General features: G+C 65.5%; 24 protein-coding genes. 17 read left to right on the top strand and 7 right to left on the bottom strand.

Features of this window, described 5'->3' with window-relative positions; translation table 11 throughout:
- The first annotated feature begins 1 nt into the window (after position 1).
- From F812_RS0119740 to F812_RS0119715, 6 genes are all read left to right on the top strand, one after another.
- Positions 2 to 1,327: a transketolase C-terminal domain-containing protein gene (locus F812_RS0119740; RefSeq protein WP_026868298.1), complete on the top strand. Its 1,326-nt coding sequence runs from the start codon at positions 2 to 4 to the stop codon at positions 1,325 to 1,327.
- A 341-nt stretch (positions 1,328 to 1,668) separates the two neighbouring features.
- Entirely contained in the window at positions 1,669 to 2,142 is a 474-nt protein-coding gene (locus tag F812_RS0119735) for a YgdI/YgdR family lipoprotein (RefSeq protein WP_020087709.1), read from the top strand.
- Positions 2,143 to 2,440: 298 nt separating this feature from the next.
- Positions 2,441 to 2,740: a hypothetical protein gene (locus F812_RS0119730; protein WP_245257724.1), complete on the top strand. Its 300-nt coding sequence runs from the start codon at positions 2,441 to 2,443 to the stop codon at positions 2,738 to 2,740.
- A 212-nt stretch (positions 2,741 to 2,952) separates the two neighbouring features.
- Positions 2,953 to 3,240 carry a hypothetical protein gene (locus F812_RS0119725; protein ID WP_020087707.1) on the top strand — a complete coding sequence of 96 codons (288 nt, stop codon included), beginning with the start codon at positions 2,953 to 2,955 and terminating at the stop codon, positions 3,238 to 3,240.
- A gap of 122 nt (positions 3,241 to 3,362) precedes the next feature.
- Positions 3,363 to 4,319 carry a lipoyl synthase gene (gene lipA, locus F812_RS0119720; protein ID WP_020087706.1) on the top strand — a complete coding sequence of 319 codons (957 nt, stop codon included), beginning with the start codon at positions 3,363 to 3,365 and terminating at the stop codon, positions 4,317 to 4,319.
- 71 nt (positions 4,320 to 4,390) lie between these two features.
- The gene (locus tag F812_RS0119715; protein WP_026868294.1) at positions 4,391 to 4,843 is read left to right on the top strand and encodes a type II toxin-antitoxin system RatA family toxin; all 453 of its coding nucleotides are present in this window, start codon (positions 4,391 to 4,393) and stop codon (positions 4,841 to 4,843) included.
- Positions 4,844 to 4,864: 21 nt separating this feature from the next.
- Here the strand turns inward: F812_RS0119715 and F812_RS0119710 are convergent, their stop codons facing one another.
- From F812_RS0119710 to F812_RS0119695, 4 genes are all read right to left on the bottom strand, one after another.
- On the bottom strand, positions 4,865 to 5,617 hold the full coding sequence (locus tag F812_RS0119710) for a pentapeptide repeat-containing protein (protein ID WP_020665394.1): 753 nt from the start codon (positions 5,615 to 5,617) through the stop codon (positions 4,865 to 4,867).
- A 191-nt stretch (positions 5,618 to 5,808) separates the two neighbouring features.
- Complete coding sequence (locus F812_RS0119705; RefSeq protein ID WP_026868293.1) at positions 5,809 to 6,303, bottom strand: CinA family protein; 495 nt, start codon at positions 6,301 to 6,303, stop codon at positions 5,809 to 5,811.
- A 109-nt stretch (positions 6,304 to 6,412) separates the two neighbouring features.
- Positions 6,413 to 6,907, bottom strand: a complete 495-nt coding sequence (locus F812_RS0119700) for a MarR family winged helix-turn-helix transcriptional regulator (protein WP_020087702.1) — start codon at positions 6,905 to 6,907, stop codon at positions 6,413 to 6,415.
- 117 nt (positions 6,908 to 7,024) lie between these two features.
- Positions 7,025 to 8,206, bottom strand: coding sequence for a bifunctional 2-C-methyl-D-erythritol 4-phosphate cytidylyltransferase/2-C-methyl-D-erythritol 2,4-cyclodiphosphate synthase (locus F812_RS0119695; protein ID WP_156827568.1), 1,182 nt, complete (start codon positions 8,204 to 8,206; stop codon positions 7,025 to 7,027).
- 175 nt (positions 8,207 to 8,381) lie between these two features.
- Here F812_RS0119695 and dusB point away from each other — a divergent pair, with 175 nt between their 5' ends.
- The 9 genes from dusB (at position 8,382) to F812_RS0119650 (ending at position 20,617) form a co-directional block, all read left to right on the top strand.
- On the top strand, positions 8,382 to 9,392 hold the full coding sequence (dusB, locus tag F812_RS0119690; RefSeq protein ID WP_280647629.1) for a tRNA dihydrouridine synthase DusB: 1,011 nt from the start codon (positions 8,382 to 8,384) through the stop codon (positions 9,390 to 9,392).
- Entirely contained in the window at positions 9,389 to 10,561 is a 1,173-nt protein-coding gene (locus tag F812_RS0119685) for a two-component system sensor histidine kinase NtrB (RefSeq protein ID WP_020087699.1), read from the top strand. Before dusB ends, F812_RS0119685 begins: the two co-directional genes overlap by 4 nt.
- Before the next feature lie 5 nt (positions 10,562 to 10,566).
- Positions 10,567 to 12,015, top strand: a complete 1,449-nt coding sequence (gene ntrC, locus F812_RS0119680) for a nitrogen regulation protein NR(I) (protein ID WP_020087698.1) — start codon at positions 10,567 to 10,569, stop codon at positions 12,013 to 12,015.
- Between the two features lie 469 nt (positions 12,016 to 12,484).
- Entirely contained in the window at positions 12,485 to 14,779 is a 2,295-nt protein-coding gene (locus F812_RS0119675) for a sensor histidine kinase NtrY-like (RefSeq protein WP_020087697.1), read from the top strand.
- A 32-nt stretch (positions 14,780 to 14,811) separates the two neighbouring features.
- The gene (gene ntrX / locus F812_RS0119670; RefSeq protein ID WP_020087696.1) at positions 14,812 to 16,209 is read left to right on the top strand and encodes a nitrogen assimilation response regulator NtrX; all 1,398 of its coding nucleotides are present in this window, start codon (positions 14,812 to 14,814) and stop codon (positions 16,207 to 16,209) included.
- Positions 16,210 to 16,549: 340 nt separating this feature from the next.
- Entirely contained in the window at positions 16,550 to 17,413 is an 864-nt protein-coding gene (locus F812_RS0119665) for a D-amino-acid transaminase (protein ID WP_026868291.1), read from the top strand.
- A gap of 194 nt (positions 17,414 to 17,607) precedes the next feature.
- Positions 17,608 to 17,859 carry an RNA chaperone Hfq gene (gene hfq / locus F812_RS0119660; protein WP_020087694.1) on the top strand — a complete coding sequence of 84 codons (252 nt, stop codon included), beginning with the start codon at positions 17,608 to 17,610 and terminating at the stop codon, positions 17,857 to 17,859.
- Positions 17,860 to 17,961: 102 nt separating this feature from the next.
- Positions 17,962 to 19,296, top strand: a complete 1,335-nt coding sequence (gene hflX, locus F812_RS0119655) for a GTPase HflX (protein ID WP_020087693.1) — start codon at positions 17,962 to 17,964, stop codon at positions 19,294 to 19,296.
- Positions 19,297 to 19,387: 91 nt separating this feature from the next.
- Positions 19,388 to 20,617 (top strand): FAD-dependent oxidoreductase, encoded by a 1,230-nt coding sequence (locus F812_RS0119650; protein ID WP_020087692.1) that lies wholly within the window; start codon positions 19,388 to 19,390, stop codon positions 20,615 to 20,617.
- Between the two features lie 16 nt (positions 20,618 to 20,633).
- Here the strand turns inward: F812_RS0119650 and mazG are convergent, their stop codons facing one another.
- On the bottom strand, positions 20,634 to 21,542 hold the full coding sequence (gene mazG / locus F812_RS0119645) for a nucleoside triphosphate pyrophosphohydrolase (protein WP_020087691.1): 909 nt from the start codon (positions 21,540 to 21,542) through the stop codon (positions 20,634 to 20,636).
- A gap of 52 nt (positions 21,543 to 21,594) precedes the next feature.
- The gene (locus tag F812_RS0119640) at positions 21,595 to 22,287 is read right to left on the bottom strand and encodes a DUF2306 domain-containing protein (protein WP_020087690.1); all 693 of its coding nucleotides are present in this window, start codon (positions 22,285 to 22,287) and stop codon (positions 21,595 to 21,597) included.
- A 31-nt stretch (positions 22,288 to 22,318) separates the two neighbouring features.
- On the opposite strand from F812_RS0119640, the gene F812_RS0119635 reads away from it, so the two are divergent.
- Positions 22,319 to 22,858 (top strand): hypothetical protein, encoded by a 540-nt coding sequence (locus F812_RS0119635; protein ID WP_156827567.1) that lies wholly within the window; start codon positions 22,319 to 22,321, stop codon positions 22,856 to 22,858.
- A gap of 130 nt (positions 22,859 to 22,988) precedes the next feature.
- Positions 22,989 to 23,744: an SPASM domain-containing protein gene (locus F812_RS0119630; protein WP_020087688.1), complete on the top strand. Its 756-nt coding sequence runs from the start codon at positions 22,989 to 22,991 to the stop codon at positions 23,742 to 23,744.
- A gap of 248 nt (positions 23,745 to 23,992) precedes the next feature.
- Here the strand turns inward: F812_RS0119630 and F812_RS0119625 are convergent, their stop codons facing one another.
- Complete coding sequence (locus F812_RS0119625; protein ID WP_020087687.1) at positions 23,993 to 25,552, bottom strand: leucyl aminopeptidase; 1,560 nt, start codon at positions 25,550 to 25,552, stop codon at positions 23,993 to 23,995.
- Positions 25,553 to 25,824: the final 272 nt, after the last annotated feature.

The following is a 25,824-nucleotide window of genomic DNA, read 5'->3' as shown; positions in this document are numbered from 1 at the left end:
AATGCGTCGAGAAATCCTCATGCCGATCGTGACGCCCTCCATGACGGACGGCAAGATTTCGCGCTGGCATGTCGCGGAAGGGCAGCAGGTGGCCGCGGGCGACGTTCTGGTGGAAATCGCCACGCCGACCGCCACGCTCGAGATCGAGGCCGAGGACGAAGGCCACGTCGAGCGCATCCTGGTTCCCGCAGGGACAGAGGGCGTGAAGGTCAACACGCCGATCGCGATCGTGCTGGCGGGCGTGCAGCAAAAACCCCTGTCAGCGCGGGGGCTCGCTCAGCCGCTAGGGTTCGCGTCTCTCGATCCGCTGCCGGATCTCGCGCCGGCGCCGCCTCGTTCGGCCGAGACGGCGGGCCGCAGCTATCGCGAGGCTTTGCGCGATGCGCTCGCCGCAGAGATGCGTCGCGATCCCGACGTGTTCCTGATTGGCGTGGACGTTGCGCAGAACCGGGGCGCGCCCAAGGTGGCGCAGGGGCTGCTCGACGAGTTCGGTCCGTCGCGCGTCGTCTCCGTTCCCCCCATCGAGGACGCCTTGTTCGGCGTTGCGGTGGGCGCGGCGATGGCCGGCCTCAAGCCCGTGGTGGAGCTTTCTCATTGGGGGCGCTCGATCGACTCCCTCGGCGCCTATCTCGCAAGCGCTGCGGAGACCTTCTATCTCTCGGGCGGCAAGCTGCCGGTGCCCATCGTGTTCCGCGGGCCGAACGGGTTCGTGCCTGGGATGACGGGGCAGGATGCGCGCTGTGTCGCCGCGCAGCTCGCGCACATTCCGGGGCTCAAGGTCGCGCAACCTGCGACGCCGTGTGCGGCTTATGCGCTGCTCTCCCAGGCGATCCGCGATCCCGGTCCCGTTGCGCTGCTTGAGCACGACCAGCTCTATGCGACGCGCGAGCAAGGCGATGTCGCAGAAGGTGGCGCGCTCGGCGCCGCGCGGATCGCACGCGCCGGTTCGGATCTTACGATCGCCGCCATCGGTCACGCGGTTTTCGGCGCGCTGGAAGCGGCCGGCCGGTTGAGTGCGGAGGGGATCGAGGCCGAGGTCATCGACCTCATGTGCGTGCGCCCGCTCGACCGTGACGCGGTGGCCGCCTCAGTGGCGCGGACCGGGCGCCTCATGACGCTCGAGCAGGGCTGGGGGGATGGCGGCATCGGCGCGGAGCTGGTGGCCTCCATCGCCAGCCGCTCGTTCGCATCTCTCAAGTGCGCGCCCGTTCGCCTTGCCGGCGCGGCAGTTCCGATGCCGTACGCGGGAGAGTTGCAGGCTGCCGCGCTTCCCGGCGCGGAGCAGGTGGTGAAAGCGGCCCTCGAGCTGCTTGGGCGGCCCCGCTAAGGTGGCGCACGTCGCCTCGGGCTTCGACCGGAGCGCGCGCAGGTTCAGCCGTTTTTCGATGCATCCAGGCAGGCCCGGCCCTGGGCTCCATGTGTTCGCCATGTGCTGATTCGCGGATTTCAGTCCGCGAGCCGTTCAATATTTCGGTTTTACTTGCAACGCCTTGCGGAACCTTGTGGCCGGATCGCCACGTGGGCTGTGTTTCCACAGATTCGACCCTGTCAATTTGCTCAATGCACGGGCATTTTATGGGGGGCTTCTTGTGACGGGCTCGGACTCGAACGTAGACCAAGAGCACGTACAGGCAACACATGCCATAGCAGTACGTCACGGGGGACATCATGTTCAAATCGTCAGCAACTCTCGTCTTTGCTGCACTGGGCGCGACACTGCTTGCCGGATGCTCGTCGGATGGCGGCATTCTCGGCACGTCGCTCACCACCCAATCCATCGGCACGAATGCCGGCGCGACTCCGGTAGTTGCTGCCGCGCCGAAGGTCGATCCGGCCTGCTACTCGCTCTCCCAGCGCATCGACATGCTGCGCAAGGAAGGCGTGACCGATCGGCTGGAGAAGGCGTCGGTGGGCAAAACCTCCACGGTTGCCGTCAAGCGCGCTTCGCTGGCCCAGGCGGCCGAACTCGACAAGGCGAACGCCGAATTCCAGGCCAAGTGCTCCGCGTTCGGGCCGAAGCCCGTCGTCCAGACGACGGCGCAGGTCACGCCGGGCATTCCGGCAGCGAACTCCGCCCAGGTGGTCTCTGCCAACACGCCGCGAGCCAACATCGCTCCGCCGGTCGTTCAGCAGCAGCAGTAAGCTGGTACGAATCGCCGTCCGCACGGCCCCGTGCTGGCGGCTTTCCGGGTTTGACCTTCCAGGCTCTGAGCGTATCCGGTCCCCCGTGCCGGATGCGCCTTCTGTGTCGGCTGCAAGCGGGGGAATTCCGGCTTTCGTAGGAAGAGTTTTCGACTTTTGAACCGGGATTGCGGCCACTGCTGCATCCTGGCCACACTTTTGCGCGAAAGCCTTGATTAGAGCGGCCAGGGGTTCAACAGCTCCGTCGAAAATCTTAACGTACCGCGTCGATTAAATGCTTCGAGAGGGCTTCCAATCCATGACTGCGATGATGCGCGGCGGCGCAGTGCGTGTCGTTTTGCTCGGTGCGTTGGGAGCGGCGGTCGCGGTCGGCGGTTGCGCGTCGGGAAGCGGAAACGGTCCCAGCGGCAAGGCGCTGGCGAACGGCGAGAGCTGCGGGTCCATCAAGCAGCAGCTCAATCGCCTCGACGCGAAGGGCGTTCCGTCGTCTGTTCAGGCCGAAGCCTCCGGCAAAAAGCTCAGCGGCCAGCAGAAGGCCGACGCCGATCTCTACAATCGCCTCCTCAACGACTACCTCGGCGCTCGCTGTCACGTTTAGCCACGGGCTCGCTCGCTCTCGTTTGTGGCGGCTTGCCTGAAAGCTCGCGTGGATAACGCGGGGGCGTCTCTACGCGTTCTTTTTCGGCCGGATACGCGCTCGGAATACGGGTTCCCAGCTACCGGGAAGCGCTCTAATCTCGCGCCGCAGCAACCCGGAGATGGACGGGCACAACGACCCGGCACGCGTGGTTCGCTGATGGGGAGCTTTTGATGGATTACGTACAATTCGCAACCGACAACAAGGTCTGGATCATCATGATCCTGAACGGCCTGGTCGCAGGCTGGCTCGCCGGGCTTCTGCTCGGTGGCGGCGGGCTCATCCGCAACCTCCTGGTCGGCCTGATCGGCGCCGTGCTCGGCGGATACCTCGTGTCGGCCGGCCTTCTGACCCTTCCCTACGACTTCGATGCGATCGTGCCCTACGGCAACCAGATCGTCGTTTCGACTGTGGGCGCGCTGATCGTCGTCATCGTGGCGCGCTTCCTCGGCGGGCGCTGATCCGCCGCGTCATGCACGGATGTACTATGGTGGGCGCCGTGAAGCGGGTGCTATCGCTCGCATCGCGGCGCTTTCCGCTTTAAGCTCGCGGAAAACGCGAATCCGGCTCGGACGGGATCGGCATGGTCACTCTCATCGATAAGCGGATGTCTCCAGGCGACGGCTCGCGTCCGCGCCATCCAGAAAAGGCGCACCGGCCCGATCGGCCGATGCTGCCCAAGCCGCCGTGGATTCGCGTCCGCGCCCCATCCTCCGACGGGTTTTTGTCGACGCGCAAGATCGTGCGCGAGCATGGCCTCGCGACGGTGTGCGAGGAGGCGGGCTGCCCTAACATCGGCGAGTGCTGGCAGAAGAAGCACGCCACCATGATGATCATGGGGGAGATCTGCACACGCGCGTGCGCGTTCTGCAACGTGGCGACGGGCCTGCCGCGCCCGCTCGATACTGGCGAGCCCGTGCGCGTCGCGGATGCGGTGTCGGCACTGGGGCTCGAGCACGTGGTGATCACGTCGGTCGATCGTGACGATCTTCCTGACGGCGGGGCCGCGCATTTCCGCGATGTGATCGGAGAGGTGAGGGCTCGCGCACCGCAGACCAGCATCGAGGTTCTGATCCCGGACTTCCTGCGCAAGGACGGCGCTCTCGACGTGGTGGTGCGCGCGCGGCCGGATGTGCTGAACCATAACCTCGAAACCGTGCCGGGGCTCTACGTGCGGATCCGGCCCGGTGCGCGCTACTTCCATTCGCTGCGTCTCCTGCAGCGCGCAAAGGAGATCGATCCGACCCTGTTCACCAAGTCGGGCCTCATGGTCGGCCTTGGAGAGACGCGCGACGAGATCCTGCAGGTGATGGATGACCTGCGCAGCGCCAACGTTGATTTTCTCACCATCGGGCAGTATCTGGCACCATCGGCCAAGCATGCCGAGGTGAAGCGCTACGTGCCGCCCGACGAGTTCGCAGATCTCAAGAGGATCGCGCTCGCCAAGGGCTTCCTGGTCGTGGCGGCGAGCCCCATGACGCGCTCGTCCTATCACGCGGGCGACGACTTCCGCCGCCTCAAGGCTGCGCGCACCGCGTAGCTGCAACTTTTATGCGGGCGATGGCGCCGGCGCGGCCGGGATCATGGTCTCGGGATTTGCGAGGTTTGCCTTTGCCGAGTTTCCGCACCGTCCGGCGCGTTTCCTTTACGCCCGAGCAGATGTTCGACGTGGTCGCCGACGTCGAGCGCTATCCGGAGTTCCTGCCGCTCTGCGAGGGGCTGACCGTGCTTGAGCGCAGCGCGAGCGGCGATGAGCTCACGGCCACCATGACGGTGGGCTACAAATCGATCACCGAACGCTTTACGACGCACGTGACGCTCGATCGGGCGGCGAGCCTCATCCGGGTGCGCCACCTCGACGGGCCCTTCAGCCATCTCCAGAACGAGTGGCGCTTCACCCCGGCGGACGGAGGCGCTGACGTGCACTTCTCGATCGATTACGCGTTTCGCTCGGCGATGCTGTCGCTGATCGTGGGCGCGGCGTTCGACAAAGCCGTGCGCAGCTACACGGACGCGTTCGAGGGGCGGGCGCGCAAGCTCTACGGATCGCCCGCGTCCGCTTGAGTGTAGCTTTCGGATCGCAGGTCAGTTGATGGCTTTTTCGCGGTTCAGCGCCGTGGCCATGCCGGACGCCGTATCGAGACCTTTGACACCGGTGAGCTTGGTGCTGTCGAGATCGGCGTGGCTGAGATTGGCGCCGGTAAGGTCCGCCCCCGTGAGATCGGCGTGGGACAGGTCGGCGTTCTGCAAGATGGCGCCCTTGAGGTTGGCGCCCTTGAGGTTGGCGAAGCGTAGCGAGACATGGGTGAGATCGGCGCCGGAGAGGTCAGTGCCCCCCAGGTCGGCGGACTCGAGCTTCGAGCGCCACAGCATCTCGATGAAACCGGTGTTGTTGAAGGGCGCGAGCGAGACGCCGGTCATCTTGGCGCCTGCGAAATTGCCGCCGCTGAAGATACCGAACATGCGGGCCTTGGTGAGATCGGCGCCGGAGAAGCTCGGGGCCTCGCCTCTGCTGCCTTCGAAAGACGAGGTGGTCGTGGGGCGCAGGAGGCTCGCTCCAGCAAGGTTTGCGCGGTCGAAGCGCGTTCCGATGGCGATGATGCGGTCGAGACGGGCCTTGCTGAGATCCACGTCGGTCAGATCCGCGCCGCTGAGATCGGCGCCGAACAAGTCCGCTTCCGCCATGCGCGCCTTCTTGAAGCCGAGCCCCGCCAAGTCGAGACCCTCGAGATTGCGGCCGCTGAAATCGATGCCGCTGTCGGGAGCGGCTTTGTAGAGCTGCTCCGTCACCTGCCGGGCGGTCAGATCTGCTGCGTTGAGGGGCGCGATGCTGGCCATCACGGCGAGGATTGCCGTCAGAAAAAGGGGTCGGCGGAGGCTTTGCAAGGCGCACCTCAACGTTGCGTCACGGATAGCAGGCCGAGACCAAGCCGCGGCGCGCGGCGTTCGGACTTTCTCACGAGCATATACGAAGTCGGGCGCCTAGCGGTTGCCATCTCGCTACATTTTTCCCGCTTCCCGCCTTCTCCTCAAGCCGCAAGACCACGAGCCAGCATGGCCAGCGCCTCGGTGACTGTCTGCAGCCGGATTTCCGAGCGGCCCAGATTTCCAAAGCGGAATTCGCGGCTTAGGGCAGGCTTGCCGCGAAGCGCGAGTCCGATATGGACGAGGCCGACCGGTTTCTCCGCTGATCCTCCCGCAGGCCCCGCGATCCCCGTCACGGCGACGGCGGCATCGGCGGCGGAGGCGCGCAGGGCGCCGGCCGCCATTTCCCTCGCCACCTCGGCGCTCACTGCGCCGTGGCGATAGAGGGTGTCGAAGTCGACGCCGAGATCGCCGATCTTTGCGGCATTGGAGTAGGTGACGAAGCCGCGCTCGAAAACGTCGGAGCTGCCCGCGATCTCCGTGAAGAGGCCTGCGATCAGCCCGCCGGTGCAGCTTTCCGCAGTCGCCAGTTTCCAGCGGCGCGCTCTCAGCCCGGCGAGCAGACGCTCCGCTTCGGTGACAAGCTCCGGCGTGAACATGGCAGCCTCTTTTCCGTCCGGCATCCGCCAAAGAAAACGAGGCGCTCCTTGTGGGGCGCCTCGTTGAGACTAGTCAAATCGTTGGGATGTCCGCAACGGAACGCGCGGCCTATTCGGCGATCAGCTTTTCGGCGAGACGCAGCAGCTCGTCGAGCTTGGCGCGCGTTTCGACGCCCATGACGGCAACCGAGCGGGCCTGCGCAGCCTGCCAGACGGGGTAAGCGTCCTTGAGCACGGCCTGGCCCTTGGGCGTCAGGTGCAATCCGCGGCCGCGGCGGCCTGCGGGCGGATCCATGATGATCATGCTGAGTGCGAGAAGGCGCTTCAGGTTGCGCGAGAGCGTCGACTTCTCGATGTCCAGCTCGTGGCCGATCTCGACGGCCGTGATGCCGTCGCGCGAGGCGAGCTGCGCGAGCAGCGTGTACTGGCTGGCGGTAATGCCCAGCGGGCGCATGGCGTCGTCATAGAGACGCGTGATGATGCGCGAGAGCTGGCGAACGCGGGTCGCCAAGCACGTCGCCGCCGTGGTCTCGGCGATGTCGGAAATATTGGCGCCGCCGGTGTCGCCCGTCGCGGGACGCTCAAGAGTGTGCATCAGGTTCATGGAGTTGGCCCCCCGGGATCGCTTTTGGTCATACAACCACCTGTCCCGGTGATGCCGCGATTCTGGCGGGGGGGTCAACGCGCGCTTGGAATTGGGCTGAGGATAAGGCGGGCTTTATCAAGCCGGAAGCAACACCGTAGCCGAGGCGAGGGCTGCGATGCCCTCCTTGCGGCCCGTAAAGCCGAGCTGCTCTGTGGTCGTTGCTTTTACGGCCACACGTGTCAGCGCGATGCCGAGCATGTCCGCGATGGCGTTGCGGATCGCGTCGCGGTGGGGGCCGATGCGCGGCGCCTCGCAGAGAATCGTGACGTCGACGTTGGTGATGCGTCCGCCGCGCTTGGCAATGCGGGCGGCGGCGTCCTCGACGAATACGCGCGAGCGCGCGCCCTTCCAGGCGGGGTCCGACGGCGGAAAGTGCTGGCCGATGTCGCCGTCTCCGATGGCTCCCAGCAGGGCGTCTGTGAGGGCGTGGAGCGGGGCGTCGGCATCCGAGTGGCCCAGAAGGCCGCGATCGTGGGGGATGCGCACGCCGCCGAGCCAGACGTGATCGCCCTCGCAGAAGGCGTGGACGTCGAAGCCGGTTCCGGTGCGGGGTTCCCAGAGGGGCGCTTCGGGTCGGAGAAGCTGTTCGGCCATGATCAGGTCCTCTTGGGTCGTGAGCTTGAAGTTGCGGCTCGGGCTTTCGACGAGCGTGACGGCGATGCCCGCCCATTCGGCAATGGCGGCGTCGTCAGTGAAGTCGGTGCGCCCTTGGGCGGCTGCGCGGCCGTGAGCGGCGAGAATAGGAGCGTAGCGGAACCCCTGCGGGGTTTGCGCCTTCCAGAGGCCAGCGCGCGGAACGGTCTCGGAGACGGTGCCGTCTCCCCGGTCGCGCTTCAAGGTGTCGGCCAAGGGCTCGGCGGCAAGTGCGCCCTCATGGGTCTCGAGCGCGGCCAGCACGCGGGCAATCGTCTCGGGCGCGACGAAGGGGCGGGCCGCGTCGTGAATCAGCACGTGTCTCGGTGCCTCGCGTTCGAGAGACGCCAGCCCGAGGCGGACGGAGTCCTGGCGGGTGGCGCCGCCGGGCACCGGGGGCTTCAGCTTGCTGGCGCTCTTCGGCGCAGACGCCGCGTAGAGGTCGCGGTCGTCGGGATGAATGACCACCGTGATGCTGGAAATGCCGGGGCAGGCCTCAAAGGCCGCGATGGCGTGCGCAAGAACCGGGCGGCCGGCGAGGGGTGCATATTGCTTAGGCGCCAGCCCGTCCCGGGCCGCTCGGGCGCCGCGGCCGGCGGCTACGATCAAGGCTGCTGCTGTCACGGATCTCACTTCCGGATGGTTTCAAGTCGAGGGCACTTAGCCCGCGGCGCGGCAATTGGGCAATCTCCCGGCTGCGCTTCGCGCTTGCACAATCGTGGCGGGCAGCATAGTGTGCCTAAATCCAAGGCACCGAGTAGAAGTGATCAAGATATAGGCAAAAGCGGGATACTCGGCTTTGACTTCACTCAAAATCGGCAATCAACCCATTGCAAACAATGTGTTTCTGGCTCCCATGACGGGCGTCAGCGATTTGCCGTTCCGGCAGCTCGCCCACGGGTTCGGCGCCGGACTCGTCGTTTCTGAAATGGTGGCGAGCGCGGAGCTGGTGCAAAGCCGGGCCGACGTGCTTCGTCGTGCCGAGGGTGGTGATCTCACTCCCTTTGTGATGCAACTCGTTGGCTGTGACACCCGCTGGATGGCGGAAGGGGCGCGGATCGCGGAGGCGAAGGGCGCGCATATCGTCGACATCAACATGGGCTGCCCGGCGCGCGAGGTGACGGGCAAGGCGTCGGGCTCCGCCCTGATGCGGGATCTCGATCACGCGCTGGGCCTCATCGAGGCAGTCGTTGCCGCCGTGAAAGTGCCGGTGACGCTCAAGATGCGGCTCGGCTGGGACGACCGGTCTCGCAATGCGCCCGAGCTTGCGCGTCGCGCCGAGGCGGCGGGCGTTCAGCTCCTCACCGTGCACGGGCGCACGCGTCAGCAATTCTTCAAAGGTAAGGCCGACTGGTCGGCCGTCCGCCCCGTGAAAGAGGCGGTTTCCATTCCGGTCATCGTCAATGGAGACATCGGCACGGTCGAGGATGCGCGCACGGCGCTCTCTCAGTCCGGCGCGGATGGCGTGATGATCGGGCGGGCGGCCTACGGCGCGCCCTGGCTTCTCGGGCGGATCGCGTCCGCGCTCGCCGCCGACACCGAGACGGCCGCTCCCCCGCTCGCGGAGCAGGGGCGGATCGCGCGGGCGCATGTGGAAGCCATGCTCGCCCACTACGGCGAATTCATCGGGCTGCGTAACGCCCGTAAGCACATCGGCTGGTATCTCGAGACGAGCGGCCATCGAGCCAGCTCGCTCAAGGCGTGGCGGCAGCGGCTCTGCACGGAAACGAACTCCGTGCGCGTGCTGGAGCTGCTCGATGCCTTCTACGGAGATGCGCCGGAGGTCGAGGTTTTGGAGAGAGCTGCGTGAGCAAGATCGCTGCCGAGCGTACCATTCCGTTTCCTGGGCCCATCGTGGAGCACGATCTGCTGCTCGCGGCGCTGCCCCATCCGATCCTCGTGATCACGGACGACAACCGGATCGTTTACGGCAACGCGGCGGCTGAATCGTTTCTCTCCACCAGCACCACGATGCTCACGCGCTTCAAGCTCGACGACCTCGTCGCCTTCGGCTGTCCGCTGCTCGCCCTCGTCCAGCAGGTGCGGGAAGGCGGGTCGACGGTCAACGAGTACGGCGTCGAGATGGCGAGCCCGAAGTTCGCGGCGCCCAAGCTGGTCGACGTCTACGCCGGTCCGATGAGCGAGGGCGCTCATCTCATCGTCATCATGCTTCAGCAGCGCTCCATGGCGCAGATGATCGAGCGGCAGCTCACGCACCGGGCGGCGGCGCGGTCGGTCTCGGGCATGGCGGCCGTGCTCGCGCACGAGATCAAGAACCCGCTGTCAGGCATCAAGGGCGCGGCGCAGCTTCTCGAGCAGAACCTCTCGGACGAAGACCGTGTGCTGTCGCAGCTCATCTGCTCGGAGACGGAGCGCATCCGCAATCTCGTGAACCGGATGGAGGTGTTCGGCGACGAGCGGCCGCTCACCAAGGAGCCGGTCAACATTCACGACGTTCTCAATCATGTGCGCAGGCTCGGGGAATCGGGCTTCGCGCGCGGCGTGCGCATCATCGAGGATTACGATCCCTCGCTGCCGCCCATTCCCGGCAATCGCGACAAGCTGGTGCAGGCGTTCCTGAACCTTCTCAAGAATGCTGCGGAAGCGATCGGCGACAACGAGGACGGGCAGGGGCGCATCATCATGCAGACCTCGTTCCGGCCGGGCGTGCGGCTTTCGGTTCCAGGAACGGATGCCCGCATCAGCCTGCCTCTCATGATCCAGATCGAGGACAACGGCTCGGGCGTTCCCGACCACATGAAGCCGCATCTCTTCGATCCCTTCGTCACCACCAAGCATAACGGCACGGGTCTCGGCCTCGCGCTCGTCGCCAAGATCATCGGCGATCACGGCGGCATCATCGAATGCGACAGCGAGGCCAAGCGTACGGTGTTTCGCGTTCTCCTGCCGATGCAAGACCGCACACGAAAAGATGGCGCCGTTCCGCGGCCCGTTCCCGCTAACGACAGGAGAGGTTGACCCCGATGGCCCGTGGCACCGTTCTCATTGCCGACGACGACACCGCGATCCGCACGGTTCTGAACCAGGCGCTCGCGAGAGCCGGGTATGCGCCGCGCGCGACCGGAAACGCCGCAACGCTCTGGCGCTGGGTAAGCCAGGGCGAGGGCGACGTGGTGATCACCGACGTGGTGATGCCCGACGAAAACGCCTTCGATCTCATCCCGCGCATCAAGAAGGCCCGGCCCGAGCTGCCGATCATCGTGATGAGCGCGCAGAATACGCTGATGACGGCGCTGACGGCGGCAGAGAAGGGGGCTTACGAATATCTGCCGAAACCCTTCGACCTTTCTGAGGTGGTTGCGGTCGTCGGACGTGCGCTCGCGGGACAGGGACGTCGTCCGCGCGCGGCCACGTCACCCGAGATGGAGAGCGAGGAGCTGCCGCTGATCGGCCGCTCGCCCGCCATGCAGGAGATCTACCGCGCGCTCGCGCGCCTCACCCAGACCGACCTCACCGTTACGATCCAGGGCGAGAGCGGCACGGGCAAGGAGCTCGTGGCGCGCGTGCTGCACGATTACGGCAAGCGCCGGCAGGGGCCGTTCGTCGCCATCAACATGGCGGCCATCCCGCGCGAGCTGATCGAGAGCGAGCTTTTCGGGCACGAGAAGGGTGCGTTCACGGGCGCGCAGACGCGTACGCCCGGCCGCTTCGAGCAGGCCGAAGGCGGCACGCTGTTCCTCGACGAGATCGGCGACATGCCGCTCGAAGCCCAGACGCGCCTTCTGCGCGTGCTGCAGCAGGGCGAGTATACAACCGTGGGCGGGCGTACGCCGATCAAGACCAACGTGCGGATCATCGCGGCGACGCACCGGGATCTCAGAAGCCAGATCCAGCAGGGGCTCTTCCGTGAGGACCTCTACTATCGCCTGAACGTGGTGCCGCTTCGCCTCCCGCCTCTGCGTGAGCGCGTGGAGGACATCGGCGATCTCGTCCGGCACTTTCTGCGTCAGGCCGCACGCGAAGGCCTCGGCCAGAAATCCATCGAGACGGCGGCGATCGAGCGGCTCAAGGCGCATCCGTGGCCCGGCAACGTGCGCGAGCTCGAAAACTTCGTACGGCGCGTCGGGGCGCTCTATACCCAGGATACGCTGACCCAGCAGATCATCGAGCAGGAGCTGGCGGAGGTTCTGCCCAAGCGTAGCGCGACGTCCGACAGCGAGCCGAAGGACTTCACCGAGCTGGTGGAGCGTTATCTCGCGCAGTACTTCGCGGGCTTTGGCAAGGAGCTGCCGCCGCCGGGGCTCTATGACCGGGTCATCCGGCAGGTGGAGTATCCGCTTCTGTCGGCGGCGCTCACGGCGACGCGGGGCAATCAGATCCGGGCGGCGGAGCTCCTGGGCCTCAACCGCAATACGCTTCGCAGCCGCATCAAGGCGCTCGACATTCGCGTGTTCAGGACGCCGATGCCGTAGGGGGGCGGGGCCTTCTCCTCTCGTGTCCAGACGCGGGCCTGCGCCTGGACGTGTCCGTCTGCGCTGCGACCCTCCAAAAAGAAGCGCGGGCTAAAGCTTGCATGGGTGCCGGGTCCGTGCGGAGCACGGCTTCGCCATGATGCCGGCATGACGTTCAGTTTGTGGGCGATGCCGGAAATGCGACGGTCGCAACAAGGCATGGTCTCGTGCAGGCCCAGGCTCGAGTCCGTGGCTCCATGCCATCGCCTATGCAACGCGTTTCGCAACAGGACGCGTTGCAGGCTTGCACACAAGTCGTTAAGTCGCACCAATTGCGTCGCAGGAATGTCACAGTTACAGTGTCACTTGTGCCCGGCACACGTCAGGGCCGTTGCCGAAATGGCAAGAATGCTGCGTCCGCCGCGAATGTTCGTGGTCGGAGAGTAACACTCGCGCAGAGTTCGTGTGCACAGCAGTAACGGAAGGTAGAATGGGCGGTAGAGGCACCACGAGCGAGGCCGAGTGGACGGACGGTGCTGCGTCTCCGCTCCTGGACCTCACCGACCGCGCGTTCTGGACGGGACTCGTCGTCGTCGTCCTTTCGCTCATCTCGGCGCTTGCGACCTATCTCATCCTGACGGGTCTCACGCCTGTCGCGCCGCGCGACGACATCGTGCTCGGTGCGCTGCTCATCAATCTCATTCTGATCGCCGCAATGATCGCGGTGATCGCGTGGCAGGGCTACGGCATGTGGCGCGCGTGGCGCGCCAAGCTCGCGGGCGCCCGTCTGCACGTGCGCATCGTGCTGCTGTTCTCGATCATCGCGGCGCTGCCCGCGATGCTGCTCGCAGTCGCGGCCACCACCACGTTCTCGCGCTCGCTCGATAGCTGGTTCTCGACGCGAACCCGCGCCATCATCAACAACTCGGTGGAGGTGGCGCAGGCCTACGTCGACGAGCACGGACAGCTTCTGCGCACGGATCTCGCGAACATGGTTCGCGACGTCGATTCCGCGGCCGACCATATTCCGGCGGACTCGCCCGAATTCCGGCAGCACATCATCGCGCAGGCGGGTCTGCGCGACATTCCCGCAGCCTATGTGATCGATGCCAACGGCGATCCCGTCATCGCCGCGCTCGAGGATCAGGCTCAGCCGTTCACGCCGGTGCCTTATCCGTATCTGGCTCAAGCGAAGAACGGGCAAGTGGCGCTGTTCACGCCCTCCGGCACCGCGCAGGTATCGGGCGTCGCGAAGCTCAGCCGCTATCCGGACCGTTTCCTCTATGTCTCGCGGCTTCTGAGCCCGAAGGTCGTAGGGCATTTGCAGCGAACGGCGCAGAGCGTCGACGAGTACAACCGGCTGCGTGCGGCGCGCGGCGGTCTCAAGTTCGCGCACGGCCTCATCTACACGATGATCTCGATGACGGCGCTGCTGGCCGCCATCTGGGTCGGCCTCTGGTTCGCGAGCCGGTTCGTTTCCCCCATTCGCCGCCTGATCGCGGCCGCGCAACAGGTCTCGCGCGGCAACCTGGCCGTGGAACTGCCCGAGCGGCGCGGCGAGGGCGATCTCCGCCGCCTCTCTACAACTTTCAACACGATGACGCGGGAGCTGAAACACCAGCGCGACGCGCTCGTGATGGCCAACGAGCAGCTTCTGGACCGGCGCCGTTTCATGGAGGCGGTGCTGTCGGGTGTGTCGGCTGGCGTGATCGGCCTCGACAGCCAGGATCGCATCACACTCGTCTCGCGCGCGGCCGAGGAGCTTCTTGCCACCACCGAGGCCGCCGTCGTCGGAAAGAAGCTCGTCGAGGCGTTGCCGATGTTCGCGCCCGCGCTCGAACGGCGTGACGAGCAGGGCCTCAAGGTGCGCGGAGCTCAGGAGATTTCGGTCACCATCGGCGACGACGAGCGCACGTTCGCGGTGCGTGTCACGCGCGAGCGGGCGGGGCCGGGCGACGTGGGCTCGGTCATGACGTTCGACGACATCACCGAGCTCGTTTCGGCGCAACGCACGTCGGCCTGGGCGGACGTGGCGCGGCGCATCGCGCACGAGATCAAGAACCCGCTCACGCCGATCATTCTTTCGGCCGAGCGCATCCGGCGCAAGTACGGCAAGGTGATCGTCGACGACCGCGAGACGTTCGACAAGCTCACCGCGACCATCGAACGGCAGGCGGGCGACATCAAGACGATGGTGGACGAGTTCGCCTCGTTCGCGCGCATTCCGAAGCCCGTCATGGAGAACAACGATCTCAAGGACGCGGTGCAGGATTCCGTGATCCTGTTCCGGGAAAGCCACGGCGGCGTGGTCTACGGCCTCAAGCTTCCCGAGCGGCCGCTTCTCGCCTCCTTCGACCGCCGGCTTCTCACGCAGGCGGTGACCAACCTCGTGAAGAACGCAACCGAGGCGGTGGAGACCGCGGCGGATGCGGAGCCCGGACGCCAGGGACGGGTAGACGTGGAAGTGCGCATCGATAACACGATGGTGGCGATCGAGGTGTCGGACAACGGTCCAGGCCTTCCGAAGACCAACCGCTCCCGCCTGCTCGAGCCCTATGTGACCACCAAGGGCCACAAGGGCACGGGCCTTGGGCTCGCCATCGTACAGAAAATTATCGAACAGCACGGCGGGCAGCTCATCCTGGATGACGCCCCCGTGACCCCGACACGCAGCTCCGGCGCGCGCGTGACGCTCTCGCTTCCGCTTTCGATCCTGACACCTCAGGCCGGGTCGCAAGCGGAGGAGATCGAGCCCAAGCGCGCGGCCGGGGGCCGAGAGATTTGACGCGAACAAAGATTGCTTTGAGGAGTTGAGAGATGGCTGCAGACATCCTGATCGTCGATGACGAGGCGGATATCCGAGAACTGGTCGCGGGCATTCTCGAGGACGAGGGACATCGCACGCGGCTCGCCCGTGACAGCGACGAGGCGCTGCGCATCATCGAGGAGCGCCGTCCTCAGCTCGTCATTCTCGATATCTGGCTGCAGGGCAGCAGGCTCGACGGCCTCGAAGTGCTGTCGGTGATCAAGCGCACCTATCCGGACCTGCCGGTCGTCATCATCTCCGGACACGGCAACGTCGAGACGGCCGTCACGGCGATCAAGCGAGGCGCTTACGATTACATCGAGAAGCCGTTCAAGGCGGACCGCCTCGTGCTCGTGACGCTGCGCGCGCTCGAAGCCTCGCAGCTCAAGCGCGAGGTGCGCGAGCTCAAGGAGCGCTCGACGGTCTCGGCGGAAATGATCGGCAAGTCGCCGGCGATCAACCAGCTCAAGAGCGCGATCGATCGTCTTGCACCGACCAACAGCCGCATTCTGATCCGTGGCGCCTCGGGCGCCGGCAAGGAGCTGGCTGCGCGGCTCCTGCACCAGAAATCGCATCGTGCGGACGGGCCGTTCATCGTGCTCAATGCGGCCTCGATGGCGCCGGATCGCGTGGAGGAGGAGCTGTTCGGCACCGAGGATCGCTCGGGCGGGCCGCGCAAGGTCGGCGCGCTCGAGGAAGCGCATGTCGGCACGCTCTACATCGACGAAGTGGCGGACATGCCGCTCGAGACGCAGGGCAAGGTGCTGCGCGTGCTGGTCGAGCAGAAATTCCAGCGCATCGGCGGCGCGCAGAAGGTCTCGGTCGATGTCCGCATCGTCTCCTCGACCAGCCGCGACATCGAGCGCGACATGAGTGAGGGCCGTTTCCGCGAGGACCTCTATCATCGCCTCAACGTGGTGCCGCTTCGGGTGCCGAGCCTCGCGGAGCGGCGCGAGGACATTCCCGACCTCATCCAGTATTTCGTCACTCAGCTTTCGCAGGCGTCCGGGCTTTCGCCGCGCCGCATCGGCGAGGATGCGATCGCTGTTCTGCAGGCGCACGAGTGGCCGGGCAACGTGCGCGAGCTTCGTAACAACATCGAGCGCCTGATGATCCTCGCGGGCGGCGATCCCGGCGCGGTGATCACGGCGGACATGCTTCCGGAGGAGATCGGCTCCAACGTGCCGCTGCCGGTGAACGGCGGTGCGGAGCATCTGATGTCGCTGCCGCTGCGCGAGGCGCGCGAGATCTTCGAGCGTGAATACCTGCTGGCGCAGATCAACCGCTTCGGCGGCAACATCTCGCGCACGGCAGAGTTCGTCGGCATGGAGCGCTCGGCGCTGCATCGCAAGCTGCGCGCGCTCGGAGTCTCGTCGGATCAGCGCGGCGCCGAGATGAAGATCGGCTGAGGCGAGCGTTCCGCCTTGCCCGCCTACACATCTATTTTTCTCAAGAGGGATACCTTGGCGTAATCTTTGAGACGTGTCTGGGCACCGGCCTTCGCCGGTGTGACGTCGAATTTCGGCGATCGGTCGACCCACTATAAACGTCATCCCGACGGAGGTCGGGATCCGGTCACGCTGCTGCATCAGACATGGACAGAGCTATGCGAATGCATCCTTCGGGAGAGGTGAATAGGCGGCGTTATTTTATCGCCTCTCCCCGCCGGGGAGGGGTCGGAAGCGAATGCAAATCGCTTCCGGGCGAGTGGGGAGCGCGGCGTTCGACATCTCATTCAAGGGGCAGGGCATGACGCGCGTCGTCTACGTCAATGGGCGGTATCTTCCCTATGCCGAGGCCGGCGTTCACGTGGAGGATCGGGGCTTCCAGTTTGCCGATGCGATCTACGAGGTGTGCGAGGTGAACGGCGGACGTCTCGTCGACGAGACGCGCCACATGGACCGCCTCGAGCGCTCGCTCGGTGAACTGCGTATTCCGCTGCCGATGTCCCGCCGGGCCCTGGGGCTTATTCTGCGCGAGGTCATCCGGCGCAATCGCGTGGAGACGGGCCTCGTCTATCTGCAGGTGACGCGCGGGACCGCGCCCCGCGATTTTCCTTTTCCGGCGGCTGGCGCGACGAGCCCGACGGTGGTGTGCCTCGCTCGCCGCGTCGACGGCACCAAGCGGGAAGCCCGGGCGGAAGGCGGCATCGCCGTGAAGACCATGCCGGACATCCGCTGGGGACGTTGCGACATCAAGACGGTCATGCTGCTGCCCGCCGTGCTCGCCAAGGAAGCCGCGGCGGCCGATGGCGCTCAGGAAGCGTGGCTGGTCGATTCCGACGGTTTCATTACGGAGGGGGCTTCCAGCAACGCCTGGATCGTCGACAAGGCTGGCACGCTCATCACGAGACCCACCGGAAATGCAATCCTGCCCGGCGTCACGCGCAGATCACTTCTTGACGTCCTCAGTCGGGAAAATATCCCGCTCGTAGAGCGCCCCTTCTCCGTTGACGAAGCAATTTCGGCGCGAGAGGCGTTCATTACGTCAGCTTCCGGCACCGTAATGCCCGTTGTGAGGATCAATGGAGTGTCCATTGGCAACGGTTATCCTGGAGATCTGACACGTCGTCTGCGCTCAAAGTTTCATCAGGCTGTCGAATTTTCCCGCTGAGTGCGACTGAGATCAATTCTACGTGTTGTCCGTGCCGGTTCTCGCGCTTATTGTCCTGCAATCAAGATATGTTAGGTGCTCCCGAGTCACGAGTTGCTCGGCGTGCCCATGGCTTGTTGGGTGACGACGGAGCTATCAACCGACGCCCAAGATCAAAGTCCACGAAGAGGCTAAAAAAGAAGAGGCAACAAACTATGGCCGCAGATCGCGCTCAGAACCTTCAGGACACGTTTCTCAATCACGTTCGCAAGAGCAAAACGCCTCTCACCATTTTTCTCGTCAACGGTGTCAAGCTACAGGGCATCGTGACGTGGTTCGATAATTTTTGCGTCCTCTTGCGCCGCGACGGTCACTCGCAGCTCGTTTATAAGCATGCGATATCGACCATCATGCCGGGTGCTCCGGTCCATCTCATGGAAGCGGAGACAGACGGTCAGCAAGGGTGAGCACGTCCCATCGACCGCACGATGAAGCCGGGATCAAATCCGGCAGCGCATAACCCTAAAGAGCAGGGTTCCAAGGATCAGGCTACGACACAGGCGGACGCAATGCGGACGCTGGTGCTCGTTCCTGTGCTCGCGCGTTTGCGCACGGCCTCGTTCGAGGGAGGCGGCTCCAGGGCCGAGCGTGCGCCTTCGCTTCATTCGCCCGAGGACCGTCTCGCCGAAGCCAAGGGGCTTGCCGAGGCGATCGATCTCGATGTGATCGACGCCAGGCTCGTCACCATCGCGGAGCCGAAGCCGGGGACGCTGTTCGGATCGGGCAAGGTGGAAGAGATCAAAGAGCTCGTGGCCGAGAAGGCCGTTGGGCTCGTGATCGTCGATCACGCCATCAGCCCGGTGCAGCAGCGCAATCTCGAACGCGCCTGGAATGCGAAGGTGCTGGATCGCACGGGACTCATTCTCGAAATCTTCGGCCGGCGCGCGCGGACGCGGGAAGGCCGCCTGCAGGTGGAGCTGGCGCATCTCACCTATCAGAAGGGCCGTCTCGTCCGTGCCTGGACCCATCTCGAGCGCCAGCGCGGCGGGCGCGGCTTTCTCGGCGGCCCCGGCGAAGCGCAGATCGAGCTCGACCGCCGTATGCTCGACGAGCGGATCATCGCGATCCGCCGTGAGCTCGAAGGCGTGGTGCGCACGCGCGAATTGCATCGCAAGGGACGGCGGAAGGTGCCGTATCCGATCGTTGCCATCGTGGGCTACACGAACGCCGGCAAGTCGACGCTGTTCAACCGCGTGGCCGGCGCGGGTGTGCTGGCGATGGACCAGGTGTTCGCAACGCTCGATCCCACCATGCGTGAGGTGCGGCTGCGCTCCGGCCGCCGGATCATTCTGTCGGATACGGTCGGCTTCATTTCCGACCTGCCGACACAACTCGTGGCCGCGTTCCGCGCTACGCTCGAAGAGGTGATCGAGGCTGATCTCATCCTGCACGTGCGCGACATCGCGCATGCGGAAACGGAAGCTCAAGCGCAGGACGTCGAGCAGGTGCTCAAGGATCTCGGCGTCGACACCGTCGCTGCCGACGGATCTATCCTGGAGGTTTGGAACAAGATCGATCTCCTGTCTCCCGACGCCCGCGACGAAGCGATGGCCGCAGCCCGCTTCCGCACGCCGCAGCCGGTCATGATCTCGGCGGTGACCGGACAAGGCCTCGACCAGCTGCTCGACCGGATCGACTCACGTCTTGGGCAGGGCGACGAGATCATGACCGTGACCGTTCCCGCCAAAGAAGGCCGTCTGATCGCCTGGCTGCACGAGCATGGGGACGTGCTCGAACAGGCGAGCGACGAGGAAGGAACCGTGACCGCGCGCGTGCGGATCGCGTCCGAGAAGAAGCTCAGGCTGATGCACGAGTTGAAGCGCGCCGGGCTCCCGCTGCCGTGAGACCGTCTCGCGCGTAGGGCCCGCCACTCCCCGTCCACGTTGAAAGGGAGTACACTGCGCAATCCCGGAGGCGGACCGGAGGCGCGCGTCCATGACGACCTTCAAGACCGAGTGCTGCATTGCTGGCGGAGGGCCGGCGGGTCTGATGGCGGGCTATCTTCTCGCGCGTGCCGGCGTGCAGGTGATCGTGCTCGAGAAGCACGGGGATTTCCTGCGCGATTTTCGCGGCGATACCGTGCATCCCTCGACGCTCGACATCATGGACGAGCTGGGGTTGCTCGACCGGTTTCTGAAACTTCCGCACCAGAAGGTGGAGAAGCTTACCGGGCTCGTCGGCGATACGCCCGTCGCGATCGCGGATTTCACCCATTTGCCGGTGCGGGCGAAGTACATCGCGCTCATGCCGCAATGGGATTTTCTCAACTTCCTGGCGGAGGAGGGGAAGCGCTATCCGGGCTTCGACGTTCTGATGAAAACCGAGGCCACCGATGTCATCGAGGCCGACGGAACCGTCGTCGGCGTGCGGGCGAGGGGAGACGACGGCACCTCTCGGGACATTCTCGCCGATGTCGTGATCGCAGCGGACGGGCGCGGCTCGGTGCTCCGTGACAGGGCGGGGCTCACCGTCGAGGATCTCGGCGCGCCAATGGATGCGCTCTGGTTCAAGGTTCCGGCCCATCCGGACGATTCCGATCAGACCATGGGGCGGTTCGGGGCCGGTTACATTCTCGTGCAGCTCTTTCGCGGCGACTATTGGCAGTGCGCCTACGTCATTCCCAAAGGCGCGCTCGGCAACATCCAAGCCAAGGGCATCGAAGCCTTCCGCGACTTGATTTTCGAAGCCGGTCCCTTCGACCGGGAACGCCTGAAGGCGATCCGCTCGTGGGACGACGTGAAGCTGCTGACGGTGCGGGTGGACCGGCTCAAGACCTGGTACCGGCCCGGCTTTCTCGCCATAGGGGACGCGGCCCACGCCATGAGTCCGATCGGCGGCGTGGGCGTGAACCTCGCGGTGCAGGACGCGGTGGCGGCGGCCAACCAGCTCGCGCGTCCGCTGCGGGAGGGAACGGTGAGCGTGTCCGATCTCGAAGCTGTACAGACGCGCCGGATGTTTCCGACGCGTGTCATCCAGGCGATCCAGGTTGCCGCGCAGAACAACATCATAGGGCCGACGCTGCGGTTGAAGGAGAAGCCAACGCCGCCGTTCGCGCTGCGCCTGATGCAGCGTTTTCCGGTTCTACGTCGCATTCCGGCGCGCGTGCTCGGTCTCGGCGTGCGCCGCGAGCACGTCGCCGAATTCATCCGCCACGCAAAGGGATAGAGCGGGCTTCTTCCGATCAGGATGGGTCCGGCGTGCGCTCCAGCGCCTTGGCTTCGTCCCAGAGGGCATCCATCTCGGCGAGCGTCGAGCTTTCCGGCGTACGGCTCTGCTCGGCCAGGCGTTGCTCGATGTGGCGGAAGCGGCGGGTGAATTTGTCGTTTGCCGCGCGGAGGGCGGCCTCGGGATCGATCTTGAGGTGACGCGCCACGTTCGCCATCACGAAGAGGAGATCGCCCAACTCCTCCTCGATCTTCGCCGTCAGCGCCGGGCTGCGATCGGGTGCAGACGCGCGCGGATCGGCGGGCCCGGCCACCTCCTCCAGCTCCGCCATTTCCTCGTGCATCTTGTCGAAGACGGGGGCCAGAGACGGCCAGTCGAATCCGACCTTAGCTGCTTTGTCCTGCAACTTGACGGCGCGCATCAGGGCCGGAAGACCGAGCGAGACATCGGCAAGCTGGCCCTCTCCACGCCGGCCGGTTGGGAGGGCCTCCGCAGAGCGCGGCTCGCGCGAAGCCGGCAAGGCAGCACGCTCTTTCGCTTTCGCGTCGCGCTCCTCGGCCTTGATCCTGGTCCAGAAGCCGGGCGCGGCACCGGCAGCGCGCTCCTCCTCGGTGCCGAATACGTGCGGATGGCGGCGGATCATCTTCGCGGTGATGGCCTCGACGACGTCGCCGAATGCGAACGCGCTCTGCTCCTCGGCCATGCGTGCGTGATAGGCGACCTGCAGCAGAAGATCGCCCAGCTCGTCCTTGAGGTCCGGCAGGTCGCGGCGCGCGATGGCGTCCGCGACCTCGTAAGCCTCCTCAATGGTGTAAGGCGCGATGGTTTCGAACGTCTGCTCGAGATCCCACGGGCATCCCGTCACGGGCGTACGGAGCGCGGCCATGATCTCGAGGAGGCGCGCGATGTCTTTCGAAGGTGTCATTGGAACGTTCTTGTCAGCCTCTGAACTCGGGCCGACCCTAACGGAGCGGGTGCTATGTGGCGAGTGCCGGCTGGCGCATTTTGCGCGGAAGAAGCGGGGCAGGGGCCAACGCAAGAACGAGCGCCAGGGGGATCAGCCATCCAAGCCACGTGGCGCACGCGTACACGGGATCGAACGGCAGGTCCCAGGAAGTGACGGCCGCCGTCGTGAGGCGCACCCAGATGGCGCCGGAGGCGACCGCGGCCATGGCCAGCATCAGCGTGGCGTGGCGGGCATAGTCCTTGGCGCGGATGGCGCGGACACCTTCGGCAATGAGTGCGAGCCAGACGAGCCCTTGTGCGGCAAAACCGATGCGGGCCGGGAGGACGGAGGTGCTTTCGTAAGCGACCGGAAAGGAGGTGAGCGCGCCCGCGATCACGAGCATGGCCGTGAGGCGTCCCAGCGGGCGATGCCAGGAACGGTAGCGGCGCAACGCGATCACGGCCGGCATCAGCACCAGCGCCGCGCCGGAGGCGAGCATGTGGATCTGGAAGATGCCCGGTAGCTTTTCGTTCACCAGATGCAGGTTGAAAGGAAGCGGCAGGGCACCCACGCCTTCGATCACGGCTACGACGCCGGTTGGCACGGCGAGAGCGACCAGAACGGCGGCAGCCAGGAACACGGCGAGCCGCGACACAAATTTGCCCGGGCGGGCTGATTTGATCGGAACCGTGATCAATTTTTCGGAGGCTGCAAGGCGCGTCATGGTGAGTTTGAAAACCCGGGCCGGTCGTATCGTGTCGCGTGGGACTGCTTCAAGCTTTGCCGTACTTTGTGTTCTGGCTGCGGCGGGCGCGGCGCTCGCCGGAGACGCCGCAAGCCCTCCATCCGGCGGCGACGCTGTGATCGATATCTCGGGACGCTGGGAAGGACGAAGCTACGAGCTTGCGCGGACGAAGGACTGCGCGGAGAAGCCATGCACGCTTACCCTCGATGTGGCGCGATGCGCCGCCGGCTGGTGCGGGGTGGAGGTGCTGGACGCCGGTAGAAAGTGCGGCAGCACAGCGCTCAAACTCGACGCGGGCGAGCGGAGCGCCATCAGCGGCAACACGCTTTTCAAGGGCAAGCTCGAGCTGGCTCAAGGCACGGAGCCCTATGTCGTGGAGGTGAGCCTGATCAACTGGTCCGGTGACGAGCCCAAGACGCAGCTTCACATTACTGGCGATACGGGCGGGGAGTTCCGCATGTTCCGCCGCACCTTCCCGTTCAACGCCACGCTCGCGCGCTCGGGCGATGCGCACTGCCGCCCGGAGAGCACAGTCTCGCTTCTCGATTGAGGGCACGGCGCTCGTTCCGTTGTCTTGACGCGCAGCTTCGCGTTACATCTTGCGGTGCTTCCGAGCCTGTACGAGCGGTTTTGGCCGCCTGTCCTTCCGGAGGCGTGTTTCGGAGCGCCGCCTGCCTCTCATGATCGTCATTCGCATCCTCCTCAACGGACTGATCATGGCGGCCGAGATCGGTGCGGTCGCGGCCGTCGCTTGGCTTGGCTACGTACACCCGTTCCTGTTTGCGGCGCTCACCGCGGCGCTGAGCTTCGCCCTGGGCCTCCGGCTCGAGATCAAGCGTCTTTCGTTCGAGCTGCCGTTCTATTTCGAGGGCGCGCGGTCTCCGCGTATCCTCCTCGTCGGGCTGGTCGGCTTTGTGGAAGCGCTGATGAAGGGGGTGCTGGCCGGGCTCGCCGCGCTGTTCACCTTCGCAGGCACCGACAGCACACGGCTGTTCTGGGTGGCCGTCGTCTTCGGCGTTACGACCTATGCGGGGTCGGCAGCGCTCAGGGCGCTCTCGGTGTCGCTCAGGGCTCAGCCCTGGCGCTGGGGCTACTTCAGGCTGGCGCCGCCGCTGGGGCTCGCATTCTCCGCTGGCCTCGCGATGCTGGCGGCGGTCGGTGTGCTGCACGCGACCAGCGTAGGTGAGATCGGGTGGAAGCTCGTCTGGGAGCTTCCACAGAAGCCGTCTGTCAGCCAGGTGAGCGAGCTCTTCTTCCAGCTCAAGCAGGCGTTCGACGATTTCATCGTCACGCTCTTGCGGGCGGTGATGAGCGAGGAGTGGGCGCGGGTGGTCGGCATCGTGGTCAGCGTGAACGTGCTGACCGGTTTCGTCGCCGCCGTTTATGCGGCGGTGATCGCAGCGTGCGTGCGGGCAGCCGAGGAACGGCTGCCGTGAGCGGCTGGGCGGGGTGGAGCTTCGCGCCCGGCTATCGCAGTGGAACTTTCCGGGGGAGCTTTCCGGCTCGTCTTGAGGCCCAAAGCAGCGCCCATCCCATGGCTGCCGCGCCCATCCTCAATTCGCATAATATATATTATGGAAAATAACGAGATGGAGCGACCTTAGAACAGTGTCTTAATGGTTCATTCAGTGGCGCCAGCGAGCCAAGCCCATCGGCCGGCTCGCTGGCTTTTTGCGTTCCGCCCTTACTTCTCGGGCTTCTCGAAGTTGTCGGCGATGAAGCGGTCGAGGAGCTGGACGCCCCAGCCCGATCCCCAGCTCGTGTTGATCTCGTTCTTCGGCGCGTCCATCGCGGTGCCCGCGATATCGAGATGCGCCCAAGGCACGTCCTTCTTGATGAAGCGATTGAGGAACGCGGCCGCTGTGCAGGCGCCGCCCCAGCGGCCACCCATGTTCTTCACATCCGCGTTCTTGCTGTCCATGAGCTTGTCGTAGGACTTGTCGAGCGGCATCCGCCAGACCTTCTCGCCCGTCGTCTTCGAGGCGGCGATGAGCTGGTCGGCCAGCTTGTCGTCGTTGGAGAAGAGGCCGGCGAAATCCTTGCCGAGCGCCACCATGATGGCGCCGGTGAGCGTCGCGAGGTCGATGACGAAGCGCGGCTTGAAGCGCTCCTGCACGTACCAGAGCACATCGGCCAGCACGAGGCGGCCTTCGGCGTCGGTGTTGAGGTTCTCGACCGTCTGACCCGAGAGCGAGACAACGATGTCGCCCGGGCGGATGGCGGAGCCCGAGGGCATGTTCTCGACGATGCCGATGGCGCCGATGGCGTTGACGGGCGCCTTGCGCTCGGCGAGCGCGTACATGAGGCCGACGACAGCGGCGGCGCCGCCCATGTCGCCCTTCATATCCTCCATGCCGGCGGCCGGCTTGATGGAGATGCCGCCGGTGTCGAACACGACGCCCTTGCCGACGAAGGCGAGCGGCTTGGCGCGTTTCGACTTCGCGCCATTCCACTGCATGATGGCGACGCGTGCGGGGCGAACGCTGCCCTGCGCAACGGACAGCAGCGTATTCATGCCGAGCTCTTTCAGCGTCACGTCGTCGAGGATCTCGACCTCGAGGCCGATGCGCTCGAGCTCCTTCACGCGGTCGGCGAACTCGACCGGGCCGAGCACGTTGGCGGGCTCATTGACGAGATCGCGGGCGAAGTGCACGCCCGTGGCGACCGCGCGCTTGGCTTCGAACGCCGCGCGGGCCTTGTCGGGATCGGCGCAGTGAATGGTGAGGTGGACGAGGCCGTCCTTGGCGGGCTTCTGGTCGGCATTTCCGTTGCCGTTGGCAGCCCCCTCCTCGCCTCCGGTCTTCTTGGTCAGGTACTTCTTGAAGGAGTAGTGGCGGAGCAGCGCGCCAAAGGCGAGGTTCGCGGCCACCGCCTCGGGCTTGATGTCGGCACCCGAGACTTCGGCGAAAAGGCTCGCCTCCGCGACTTTGCGCGCCGAGATCTGGCCGAGGGCATAACCGCCGAGGCTTGCCCAATCGCTGTCGCCGTGGTCGCCCGCCTTGCCCGCGCCGATCACGATGAGGCGCTGGATGTCGAGCTTCTGCGGGGCGAGGATCTCGATCGAGGTGTTCTTCTTGCCTTTGAACTCGGCCGCTTCCGCGGCCTTGAGGATCTGCCCGTCGCTCCGCTTGTTGAGGTTCTGGATCGCGGGCGACAGCGCGAGATCCTGGCCGACGAACACGGCCGACGTTGCGGCATGGGCGGCATCGAGACGGGCGAAGGTGATTTCAAGCGGCGTAGTCATCGGTGGGTGGTGCTCCTCGAGGACATGGGGTTCGTGAGAACAGGGGATCGTTGCGGCGGGTCCGGACCTGCCCGCGGAGCGGGTCCGGCGTGTTCGGGGTATCTGCTGGGCCGGAGACGGGTTTCGAGCAGGCCCCGGATGGCCCGGTGCGTGGGCGCGTCTCATGCTCAGCAGACAACGATTAGAGCATCCTATACGCCCAGGATCGGATCAAACTGCTGCGATCAGGGGCCGGCGGCACGATCGGGCTTCAGCCCGCCGCCGGCTTCAAG

This window comes from Hyphomicrobium zavarzinii ATCC 27496, assembly GCF_000383415.1.
GTDB classification, from domain to species: Bacteria; Pseudomonadota; Alphaproteobacteria; order Rhizobiales; family Hyphomicrobiaceae; genus Hyphomicrobium_C; species Hyphomicrobium_C zavarzinii.
The sequence above is the reverse complement of the archived record's forward strand: the minus strand, read 5'-3'. Positions and strand labels throughout refer to the sequence as shown.